Below are 10,048 nucleotides of genomic sequence, written 5' to 3' on the forward strand. Positions count from 1 at the left end.
ATGGAGGACCTGCGGAATGTGGGGATGATCGCCGGCAAAAGATATTTAGCGATGGGGAAGGAATGATCAAGCAAGAGGAGAGGGCTCAGAAGAATTACAGGAGATTGGAGACACTACCGTAGCCCGAGGAGCGATATTCATGAAGAAGATTGTTATCATAGTAACTGTCCTTCTCTTTCTCCTGATAGTGTCGCCAGCGAGTGCCGGGTGGTCGGGACGAGACGGTCACAGCAGCGTTGCGATGCCAGACGGCAGCATCATCCTGATGGGCGGTTCTGGCGCTCGCTTCAGCTACTTAAATGATGTCTGGCGTTCGATCGATGACGGAGTGACCTGGGAGCAACAGACCGCGCATGCCGAGTGGTCGAAACGGGACGCTCATTCCAGCGTTGTGATGCCAGACGGCAGCATCATCCTGATGGGCGGTTCTGACGGCATATTAAAGACGTCTGTCTGGCGTTCGACCGATAACGGAGTGACTTGGAAACAACAGACTGCGCGTGCCGAATGGTCGTTTCGTTCCGACCACAGCAGCGTTGCGATGCCAGACGGCAGCATCATCCTGATGGGTGGCCAGACAGGATCCCCATCTATCAATGATGTCTGGCGTTCGACCGATAACGGAGTGACCTGGAAACAACAGACCGCGAGTGCCGAGTGGTCGAAACGACACGACCACAGCAGCGTTGCGATGCCTGACGGCAGCATTATCCTGATGGGTGGTTATGACGACTCAAACCGGTTAAATGATGTCTGGCGTTCGACCGATAACGGAGTGACCTGGAAACAACAGACCGCGAGTGCCGGGTGGTCGGGACGAGAAGGTCACAGCAGCGTTGCGATGCCTGACGGCAGCATTATCCTGATGGGTGGTTATGACGGCTCAAACCGGTTAAATGATGTCTGGCGTTCGACTGATAACGGAGTGATCTGGACAGAACAGATCCTGAATCCCGTTCAATTTCCCGTTCGTGGGGATTTTAATTCAGCCTCGCCTACCACGTCGGATCTCAATCTTTTTCTTCCGATCGGCCTTATTCTGGCAATAAGTGGATTGTTCGCCGGCGTATATTTCATGATGGTGCGCATCAAGCGTGAAAAGACACTCAAAGAGGTTCAAGAGTATAAGCACCAGGAGGCAGAATCATTTATATCAAAGGCAAAATACCTCGCCTCGCGTGGCCGATTCCTTGATGCAATTAAATCGGTTGATCAGGCCCTTGCCCTTCAGCCTGATAACGATGAACTTCAACACGTACGTGCCCAATACGTGACAGATGAGGCCCGAAGACCGGACCTACATATCTCATTGGATACAACCCCCCTCAGGGCCGGGAGCTGGCAGCAGATCAGTGCTACACTGACTAACCCTGGTTCGGCCGATGCTCTTGGGATTAAGATCGCGCTTTCGGACGACTTCGAAGTTCGGCGCGTTGATACCTGCACCGTCGAAGCGGGTGGCTCTACGACTATCGAGATCCCACTTCTCCCAAAACATGGCGGCCATGTCCCACTTGATATTACCCTCACCTATGAAGACCCCTGGAGCCGGGTGTATTCTACGAGTGAGGAGTTCTGGATCGATGTGAATGACATGACGTCATTCACACATGTCTCACGGGACACACCCGTCTCGCCGGTCTCTGGTTTCTCCCCACAACCCCTAACCCCCAAACAGTTCCCGACAGAACTTGTCGATCGGTACCGCGACATCTCTTTCATCGGCAAAGGGGGATTCGCCAGGGTCTTCCGGGCAACACGTCCTGACAACACTGAGGTTGCGGTGAAGATCCCTCTCTCCATTGATGCCGCGACTGGCAAATCGTTTATTGCCGAGCTGCAGAGCTGGACACGGCTTTCCCACCCAAATATCGTCAAACTCTACGACTATAACATCATGCCGATGCCCTATTTCGAGATGGAGTACTGTGAAAGCGCTCTGGCTGACATGGAGAAGCCAATGGCTCCTCGGGAAGCGGCCGGGATTATCTTCAATATCTGTGAGGGGGTGAAAGTTGCCCACAATCAGCGAATCATCCACCGGGATCTCAAACCCCAGAACATCTTAATAAAAAATGGCGTCCCGAAGGTCAGTGACTGGGGCCTCTCCAAAGTGGTAACCGAATCCAGGACATCGACGACCACCTCTTTCACTGCTTACTATGCCGCTCCCGAACAGATCAACAACACCGGAAAGGATGAAAGGGCCGACATTTGGCAGATTGGTGTGATCTTCTATGAATTGGTCACCGGTGTCCTCCCGTTCACCGGCGAGAGCATGGTCGGGGTGGTCTCTGCAATCACAATGAAGAATCCACAACCCCCAAGCAAGATAGTGGCGGAGTCATCTGATGTTGAGTCAATCATTCTGAAATGTCTTGAGAAGGAACCGGATAATCGATTCCAATCGATTCTCGAACTCCAGAAAGAACTCGCTCGTTATCTTGAGTGGAATTATTCACAGGAATTGAGGAATAGCATATCCTCTGGAAATGGTATCCAGGCAGCATACTATTGTGGGGAACTTGTAATGACCGCCCTTCATACGGGAGATGCCCCATCTGCCTATAAGTATCTCAGCGATCTCCTGATATATACGAAAGGAGATCTACAGGTCAATACGCGATCCCTTGCCGATAATGTGCAATTTATGGTGGAGAACGATATAGAGGTTTCAGCAGATATCATCCGGAAGGCAGATCTTCTCATTCACCAAATCCGTTCAAGAAGATAACTCCCCGATATGAAGGATATGAGACCTCATTCCTCGCACTTGTGGGAAGCAGTAACAGGTGTTCTCCGAAAGAAGTCTGCTGATCCGGGCCTTTCTCCGCCTGACCTCTACGGGATCATCGAGCCCGGCCGCAGGGAGAGGAATGAGGATGCAATCCTGGCCCTGCCTCTTATCGATGCATACCTGCTTGCGGTTGCCGATGGACTTGGCGGGCACGCTGCCGGTGATTATGCATCCGGCCTTGCGATCAGAGTCCTGGAAAACGGAGTAATATCCGCATACCATCCCGGGATGACCATACTTGAAATTGAAGATATGCTTCGTGCTCTCTATGACACAGCCCACCACTCGATACGTACCTGAGTTCCCGAGTGTTAGGCGCATATCTATCTAAAACGCGGTTAAATTCCAATATTGTCGGATATTTGACGATATATGAGTTGGTTGATGTGCTTAATAATTAAGCAAATTAACCCTCTGTTTAGATTGTTAGAATATGGCCATTTTGTTGATATTTTTGATAAATTTGACCAAATTGGAGGGTAGTCCTCAGGGTAAAATAGCGCATGTGCTTAACTCACCGGGAAGTCAGGTACGTAACGAGGCAGTCGGGAGGCGGGAAGGTATGGGGACGACACTCGTCTCCGCTCTCATCAGGAGAAATGAAGCCGTCATCACAAATACCGGCGACAGCCGTGCGTACCTGGTGGATGAGAACGTAGATCGTATCACAAAGGATCACTCGGTCGTCCAGTCGCTTGTCGATAACGGACTGATAACTGAGGAGCAGGCCGGGCGTCACCCCATGCGCAATATTCTCTCATCATCGCTTGGAGGCGCTTCATTTCAGATCGATCTCTATCATGTCAGCCCGATGGGTGGAAGACCGATGTTTCTTCTCTGCAGTGACGGGTTATCCGGGTATGTGGGGGAAGAAGAGATGCTTGCCGCCGCCGCTCGTCCCTCCGCGGAAGATGCAGCCCGGCGGCTCGTGGAGCTGGCGTTTGAACACGGTTCGGATGATAATGTGAGTGTGGTGGTGTACCAGGGCTGATCGGAGCAGCCCATGAGAGAGGGGAAGTATGGTACCGCCCCAGATGGTGGTGTACACCTCTCCGACCAGATCCGGAATGTTCGGTGGTCTCTCTGTTTACATCGCTTTGATTGAAATGGCGAATAGGGGCGCAGGATCATCCCTGCGTCTCCATTCGACGTGAGCCGGCATATTGTCCCGGGGTCATCCCGGCCGACCGGTTCAGCAGCACTGCTGCTTGCCGCCGGCCTCTTCTCCCTCGAGGAGGAGCCTCCCAAAGAGCATCCGTTCGAGTATTGAGGCCACGTACTTCATCCGCTGGGCCGCCTCCATATCCTCGTAGCGGTGGATGTCGGCGTAGACCTGCAGGCGGACGAGGCCGAACCGAAGGCGGTCGAGGTCCTCGTCATCGAGTTCGGAAGCCTCACGGTAGACGGGTTCGAGCAGGAAGGGGAACTCCTCATAGTCTTCGAGCGCCTCGACGACCCTCGAAAATATCTGGAGGGGTTCCTCCCGGCCGACAAGAATCTGCGAGTAATCCATGGTTACCCCTCGATCTGCTCGACCAGGGCTCTCATGACGGCATCGATACTCTTCCAGGTCGGGTTCTCGGTGGCCCCGGCCTGGCGGATGATGAAGGGCCGTCCTTCGTCCGCCGCCTTCCGCATCTCGGGGTCGAGCGGGATGGCCCCGAGGAACGGCACACCGAGCTCTTTTGCCTCTTTCTCCCCGCCGCCCTTGCCGAAGATATCAATCTCTTCCTTGCAGTGGGGGCAGACAAACCCGCTCATGTTCTCCACGATCCCGAGGACCGGGAGTTCGAGTTTCTTGACGAACTGGGCTGCTTTGCTCGAGTCGAGGACCGCGACGTCCTGCGGGGTGGTGACGATGACCGCTCCCGCGATGTTCGGGGCGAGCTGGGCGACGGTGAGCGCCTCGTCGCCGGTGCCGGGGGGGAGGTCGACGACCAGGTAGTCGAGGTCGCCCCAGTTGACGTCTTCCAGGAACTGCCGGATGACCGTCATCTTCATCGGGCCACGCCAGATCACGGGGGTGTTGCGCTCCGGGAGCAGGAACGCCATGGATATGATCGCGAGGTTGCCGGTGATCCTGACCGGTTCGATGACCTTCCCGTCGTAGGACTGGAGACGGGCGTCCTCGACGCCGAGCATCTTGGGTATGTCCGGCCCGTGGATATCGAGGTCGATGAGGCCCGTGTTATAGCCGCGATTGGCAAGGGCGTAGGCGAGGTTTGCCGAGACTGTGCTCTTCCCGACCCCGCCTTTCCCGGAGAGGACGAGGACGACGTGCTTCACGTTGACATCGGCCTTCGGGGGGAGACCCTTCGGGGCGTCCGCGTTTCTCGTGTCATCGCATTTGGTCGTAGACGGGCAGCCGGCGCAGTTCCCGGTGCATGTATCCTTATTGGGTTCGTTCGTTTGAGTCATCAGAAGTATCCTCCGCGGGTATGGTATCCTTCTCTCATGTTCTGGAGTTATTATATATTAACGGCAAACGTCACAAAAAGGTATAGTTTATGGCAAATTATCCTGTTCGGTCGCCGGGAGACTCTTCTCTGCAGGGATCACCCTCCGCCCGCGGGGGGAAAGAGGGCAATGGTGTCGCCGTCGTTGAGGGCTGTCTCAAGACCCCCGCTGAAGTGGATGTTCCTGCCGTTCTTTAATATGTTGACATAGGGCCTGACCACGCCTGCGGGGGTGAAGAGGGCGTCGCCGAGTCCGGGGTATCGGGCGGCAAGGAGCGTGAGCAGGTCGCCGACCGTCGATCCGCCGGGTGTCTCTGCATCATGCTCTGCCGGGATGATCTCCCGGAGCATCGCAAACGCCCTGACCTTCACGGTTATGGTATCCTTTCCTTCCGCATCCCCTTGAGCCAGCGCCACCCCCTCCTGCACGTCCGGCTGATGGGGGTGTCTGGTCTTATTGGTATCGCTTCCGGGCGGTTTCCGGATAGGATATGGTTTCTTTCCGTTGAGGGTTAAGGTAGTGTTCTCTCTGTCCATTAGCCTTATTGCCCTTGAGTGAGGCCTATGGGCATGGTGGTTCCTATGAACGGCTACGCAGAGAAGATCCTCCACGTCGACCTCGCGAGAGAGCGGACGATGGAGGAGCCGCTTCCCGAAGAGTGGAGGCGGGCATACATCGGAGGCAGGGGACTTGGGGTCCGGATACTCGAGGATCTGGTGAACCCGGGTATCGATCCCCTGGGTGCGGAGAACGTGCTGGTCTTCGCCACCGGGCCGGTTTCGGGGAGCGGCCTTCCCCTCGGATCCCGGTACGACGTCGTCACGAAGTCGCCTCTGACCGGGACGCTGACCAGCGCGAACTCAGGCGGAAAGTTCGGCACAAGCATGAAGCGCGCCGGGTACGATGCAGTCGTGATCCGGGGGCGGGCGGAGAGGCCTGTCTCCCTCCTCCTCGACGACGGGCATGCGGAGGTCCGGGACGCGTCAGCGCTGTGGGGAATGACGACGAGCGAGACGACGGCGGCCATCCAGGAGGATCTCGGTGACCCCGGCATCAGTGTGGCCTGCATCGGCCCCGCCGGTGAGCGCCTCGTCCGGTTCGCCGGTATCATCAACGAGACATCGCGGGCCGCCGGCCGCGGGGGCGTCGGTGCCGTGATGGGGTCGAAGAACGTAAAAGCGGTCGCCGCCCGGGGGAATGGCCGGATCACCGTCGCCGACCGTGACCGGTTTCTCGCCCTGAAGAAAGAGGTCGCGGGAAAGATCCGGGAGAACGCCATATCGGGCGGCGGGCTCCCCCGGTTCGGAACGGCTGTCCTCGTGAACATCATCAACGAGAACTACATCCTCCCGACCCGGAACTTCCAGACCGCTCACTTCCCCGCAGCGGAGAAGATATCGGGGGAGCAGATGGCCGACACCATCCTCTCAGGAAAGATGGGGTGCCAGACCTGCATCATACAGTGCGGCCGCGATATCGAGGTCGGGGGCAAGCAGATGGCGGGCCCGGAGTACGAGACGATCTGGGCGTTCGGTCCGGACTGCGGGATCGACGACCTTGCCGCCGTTGTGAAGGCGAACACCCTCGCAAACGACCTCGGCCTCGACACCATCTCTGCCGGGTCGACGATCGCCTGCGCCATGGAACTCTCGGAGAAGGGCTACATCAACGAAGAGGTCCGGTTCGGCGATGCGGAGCAGATGGTCGACCTCGTCCGCCGGATCGGCCACCGCGAGGGTATCGGCGACGAACTCGCCGAAGGCTCCTTCCGCTTTGCGAGGAAGCACGGGCACCCCGAACTCTCGATGAGTGTCAAGCGCCAGGAACTCCCTGCCTACGACCCCCGGGGGCTGCAGGGGCACGGCCTTGCCTACGCCACATCGGTCCGGGGCGGCGACCACGTCTACGGCTACATGATCGCCCCCGAGGTGCTCGGGTCGCCGGAGAAACTCGACCCCTACTCAAACGACGGGAAGGCGGTCTGGACGAAGACGTTCCAGGACCTCACCGCCTTCATCGACTCGTCGGGAGCCTGTCTCTTCACATCGTTCCCGCTCGGGGCGGCGGACTACGGGGCCATGGTCTCGGCGGTCACCGGCTACGATATCAGTGCCGACGAGGTGCTCCGGATCGGCGAGCGGATCTGGAACATGCAGAAAGTCTTCAACCTGAGGGCCGGATGCACCCGGGCGGACGACACCCTGCCGCCGCGCCTCCTCAAAGAACCGCTCACCGAAGGCGCCCCGAAAGGCAGGGTCTGGGAGCGGGATCCTCTGCTCGACGACTACTACCATGCCCGGGGATGGGACCGGGAGGGACGTCCCACGCCCGAGAAACTCCGCGACCTCGGCATCGGCGAGGAGGCGGTCCCAGCCCCCTGATCCCGCCTAATTTTTAATGTGCCAGCCGCCCGTTGCTTCGGGGATGCAGTCGATCTCGGGGGAGTAGGGTTTGATGTCCAGCACGGGGGTCCCGTCCAGGGCGTCGAGCCCCCGGACGACCAGGACGTCGCCCTCCCGTCTGACCAGGTCGACGATCCCAAAGCCGATCGGGTTCGGCCGGGCGGGCGAGCGGGTAGAAAAGACCCCTCGTTCCCGGGTCTCCCCGGGGGGCTTCGCGAAGAGCAGTCCGCGTTCCGCCCGGTCGAGCCAGTAGAGCACGATGAGATGGCTGCTCCGCTCCAGGCCCTCGAGTCCGGGAGCGTAGGCGTCAAGGATATGGATCTCCGCTACGGTATCCGCGAGGCGCCCTTGCCGGGGGGCGTCGCCCCGGACCCGGTAGGGTGACCGGACGATGCCGATGGGGATGCACTCGATCGCAGTCATACCTCTACTTCCTCCCCCTCTCCGCATCGAGCGTCTCGTTGCAGAGGCGGTCTGCGACCTGGATGCAGGGGTGCTCTCTGGGGACGCTCTCGAACCTGACCTCTGCGAAGGTACGCACCCGCTGCCGCACCTCGCCTGCGAGGTCTGCCAGGTGCTCTTTGGTGATGCGGTACCGGCCGGTGAGCTGGCGGACGACCAGTTCCGAGTCCGACCTGACCTCGAGCCTGCCGCGGGTGAACCCCCGGGCAGCCTCGAGGCCGTTGATGACGGCGTGGTATTCCGCCACGTTGTTGGTCGCCGTCCCGATATACCCGGAACGGCTGGCCGCGATGGAGCCGCCCTGCACGATCACGTATGCCCAGGCTGCGTCTCCGGGGTTTCCCCGTGATGCGCCGTCGGTATACAGTGTCATCGTATCGGTTGCCGTCACCGCCGTTCTCTCCAGTCTCTCTCTCTGCATCATCTACCGGTTGATCATCGATCTCCGGAGAGTTATTGGTATCGTCCCCCGGGAGAGGGACCGCCCACCGGAAGATGTTAATATCCCGGTGCAGTAAGGGCGGACCTATGCTGGATACGGGCCGGATCATTGAGGATAGAGCGATGCGGGACCGGTTGGGCATTTTCGAGGACCGGACCGATGCCGGGAGGCACCTCGCGGCGGCCCTCTCGCCGCTGGAGACGATCGTCGAGCCGGTGGTCTGCGCCATCCCTGCCGGGGGGGTGCTGCCGGGGCTTGAGGTGGCCCGGGCGCTCCAGGCCCCGCTCCGGATGGCGGTGGTGCGGAAGGTGCAGATCCCCTGGAACCCGGAGGCCGGGTTCGGAGCCGTGACCTGGGACGGGCGGGTCTTCCTGAACCACGCCCTCATGACCGGGCTCAACCTCTCGGAGGCTGAGGTGAACGCCGCCGTCGCGAAAGCCAGAAAGAACGTGGAGGAGCGTATGGAGAAGTTCTCCGGCAGCCGGCAGGGCCCGGGGCTTGAGGGCAGGACTGCGGTCCTGATCGACGACGGTCTCGCGACCGGGTATACGATGCTCGCCGCCGTCGAGGCTGCCCAGGCCGAGTCGCCCTGCCAGGTCGTCGTGGCGGTCCCCACCGGCTCTCTCCATGCCGTCACCTTCATCGCCCGGAGGGCGGACCTCGTCGTCTGCTTGAACATCAGAACCAGCCGCACCTTCGCGGTGGCGGAGGCATACGAGCGGTGGCACGACCTCACCGACCAGGAGGTGCAGGAACTGCTGATCCAGGCCCGGGATATGGGGCTCTTCTGATGCGGGCGAGCGGTCGGGATCCGATTCCGGTTCCGGACTCCGCTCTCCCTGGTCGGCCCCTTGCCACAACTGGTTTATATGACTTCCCCCCTGGGGTGCCGGAGGCGCAATGAGTATGCAGGATCTGACTATCAAGGTCGATTTCGACCGGTTTCCCCCCAGGCATACCTGTGACGGGGAGGAGATCTCCCCGCGGATAAGGGTTGCCGGGTCGGATGCGCCCTACCTTGCGGTCATCATGGACGATCCGGATGCTCCGCGGGGCACGTTCACCCACTGGCTTGTCTGGGACATTCCGGCAACCGGCGAGATCCCCGAGGGCATCCCCCGGGAGCCCCGGATCTCCCATCCGGTCTCTGCCATCCAGGGGATGAACGACTTCCGGAGGACCGGCTACGCCGGCCCCTGCCCGCCGAAGGGTGCGTCGCACCGCTTCTTCATACGGGTCTGGGGTGTGGGGAAGAGACTCGACCTCCCGCCTGGCGCCGGGCGGATTGAACTGGAGGATGCGCTTGCGGCCGCCGCCACCGGATACGGCGAGACGATGGCGGTCTATGGTCGCGAAAAGGTGCTCAAGGCCCCGCCGGGGACACGGCCCCGGATCTAGTGCATCGATTCTCAATAGGTAGTACAACCAGAGAGCACCATCGGATCTCGCACACCTGCTCCAGGGGGTCATACTCCGGGGTACGCCCTG

At 59.6% G+C, this 10,048-nt stretch carries 11 protein-coding genes; 6 read left to right on the forward strand and 5 right to left on the reverse strand.

All coding sequences use genetic code 11. The features are described 5' to 3' along the window. The first annotated feature begins 139 nt into the window (after window positions 1-139). The 3 genes from BP846_RS06910 (at window position 140) to BP846_RS06920 (ending at window position 3,788) form a co-directional block, all read left to right on the forward strand. Entirely contained in the window at window positions 140-2,734 is a 2,595-nt protein-coding gene (locus tag BP846_RS06910; RefSeq protein WP_292393765.1) for a protein kinase domain-containing protein, read from the forward strand. Window positions 2,735-2,743: 9 nt separating this feature from the next. Beyond that, window positions 2,744-3,097, forward strand: coding sequence for a PP2C family protein-serine/threonine phosphatase (locus BP846_RS06915; protein WP_292393767.1), 354 nt, complete (start codon window positions 2,744-2,746; stop codon window positions 3,095-3,097). Window positions 3,098-3,359: 262 nt separating this feature from the next. Then, complete coding sequence (locus BP846_RS06920) at window positions 3,360-3,788, forward strand: PP2C family protein-serine/threonine phosphatase (protein ID WP_292393769.1); 429 nt, start codon at window positions 3,360-3,362, stop codon at window positions 3,786-3,788. 201 nt (window positions 3,789-3,989) lie between these two features. Here the strand turns inward: BP846_RS06920 and BP846_RS06925 are convergent, their stop codons facing one another. The 3 genes from BP846_RS06925 to BP846_RS06935 all read right to left on the reverse strand — a co-directional run bounded on the left by BP846_RS06925 (window position 3,990) and on the right by BP846_RS06935 (window position 5,670). Further along, window positions 3,990-4,310, reverse strand: coding sequence for a hypothetical protein (locus BP846_RS06925; protein WP_292393771.1), 321 nt, complete (start codon window positions 4,308-4,310; stop codon window positions 3,990-3,992). A gap of 2 nt (window positions 4,311-4,312) precedes the next feature. After that, entirely contained in the window at window positions 4,313-5,215 is a 903-nt protein-coding gene (locus BP846_RS06930; protein WP_292393773.1) for an Mrp/NBP35 family ATP-binding protein, read from the reverse strand. Window positions 5,216-5,352: 137 nt separating this feature from the next. Further along, on the reverse strand, window positions 5,353-5,670 hold the full coding sequence (locus BP846_RS06935) for a ubiquitin-like small modifier protein 1 (RefSeq protein WP_292393775.1): 318 nt from the start codon (window positions 5,668-5,670) through the stop codon (window positions 5,353-5,355). Window positions 5,671-5,823: 153 nt separating this feature from the next. Here BP846_RS06935 and BP846_RS06940 point away from each other — a divergent pair, with 153 nt between their 5' ends. Next, entirely contained in the window at window positions 5,824-7,635 is a 1,812-nt protein-coding gene (locus tag BP846_RS06940; protein ID WP_349680763.1) for an aldehyde ferredoxin oxidoreductase family protein, read from the forward strand. A 6-nt stretch (window positions 7,636-7,641) separates the two neighbouring features. Here the strand turns inward: BP846_RS06940 and tsaA are convergent, their stop codons facing one another. Continuing rightward, entirely contained in the window at window positions 7,642-8,079 is a 438-nt protein-coding gene (gene tsaA / locus BP846_RS06945; protein WP_292393776.1) for a tRNA (N6-threonylcarbamoyladenosine(37)-N6)-methyltransferase TrmO, read from the reverse strand. A 4-nt stretch (window positions 8,080-8,083) separates the two neighbouring features. Next, window positions 8,084-8,542, reverse strand: coding sequence for a ribonuclease HI family protein (locus BP846_RS06950; RefSeq protein ID WP_292393778.1), 459 nt, complete (start codon window positions 8,540-8,542; stop codon window positions 8,084-8,086). 104 nt (window positions 8,543-8,646) lie between these two features. Between BP846_RS06950 and BP846_RS06955 the strand changes: the two genes are divergently transcribed. Both BP846_RS06955 and BP846_RS06960 read left to right on the forward strand, forming a co-directional pair. Further along, window positions 8,647-9,351 carry a phosphoribosyltransferase gene (locus BP846_RS06955; protein WP_292393780.1) on the forward strand — a complete coding sequence of 235 codons (705 nt, stop codon included), beginning with the start codon at window positions 8,647-8,649 and terminating at the stop codon, window positions 9,349-9,351. 109 nt (window positions 9,352-9,460) lie between these two features. Then, window positions 9,461-9,958 (forward strand): YbhB/YbcL family Raf kinase inhibitor-like protein, encoded by a 498-nt coding sequence (locus BP846_RS06960; protein WP_292393782.1) that lies wholly within the window; start codon window positions 9,461-9,463, stop codon window positions 9,956-9,958. The last annotated feature ends 90 nt before the right edge of the window (window positions 9,959-10,048 follow it).

The organism is Methanoculleus sp. UBA303, assembly GCA_002501655.1.
Classification (GTDB): domain Archaea; phylum Halobacteriota; class Methanomicrobia; order Methanomicrobiales; family Methanoculleaceae; genus Methanoculleus.

Bases quoted from the DNA above. Each gene is read 5' to 3' on its own strand.
- BP846_RS06925 (WP_292393771.1), bottom strand. From the start codon at position 4,310: ATGGATTACTCGCAGATTCTTGTCGGCCGGGAGGAACCCCTCCAGATA.
- BP846_RS06955 (WP_292393780.1), top strand. From the start codon at position 8,647: ATGCTGGATACGGGCCGGATCATTGAGGATAGAGCGATGCGGGACCGG.
- BP846_RS06950 (WP_292393778.1), bottom strand. From the start codon at position 8,542: ATGATGCAGAGAGAGAGACTGGAGAGAACGGCGGTGACGGCAACCGAT.
- BP846_RS06940 (WP_349680763.1), top strand. From the start codon at position 5,824: ATGGTGGTTCCTATGAACGGCTACGCAGAGAAGATCCTCCACGTCGAC.
- tsaA (WP_292393776.1), bottom strand. From the start codon at position 8,079: ATGACTGCGATCGAGTGCATCCCCATCGGCATCGTCCGGTCACCCTAC.
- BP846_RS06960 (WP_292393782.1), top strand. From the start codon at position 9,461: ATGAGTATGCAGGATCTGACTATCAAGGTCGATTTCGACCGGTTTCCC.
- BP846_RS06910 (WP_292393765.1), top strand. From the start codon at position 140: ATGAAGAAGATTGTTATCATAGTAACTGTCCTTCTCTTTCTCCTGATA.
- BP846_RS06930 (WP_292393773.1), bottom strand. From the start codon at position 5,215: ATGACTCAAACGAACGAACCCAATAAGGATACATGCACCGGGAACTGC.
- BP846_RS06915 (WP_292393767.1), top strand. From the start codon at position 2,744: ATGAAGGATATGAGACCTCATTCCTCGCACTTGTGGGAAGCAGTAACA.
- BP846_RS06920 (WP_292393769.1), top strand. From the start codon at position 3,360: ATGGGGACGACACTCGTCTCCGCTCTCATCAGGAGAAATGAAGCCGTC.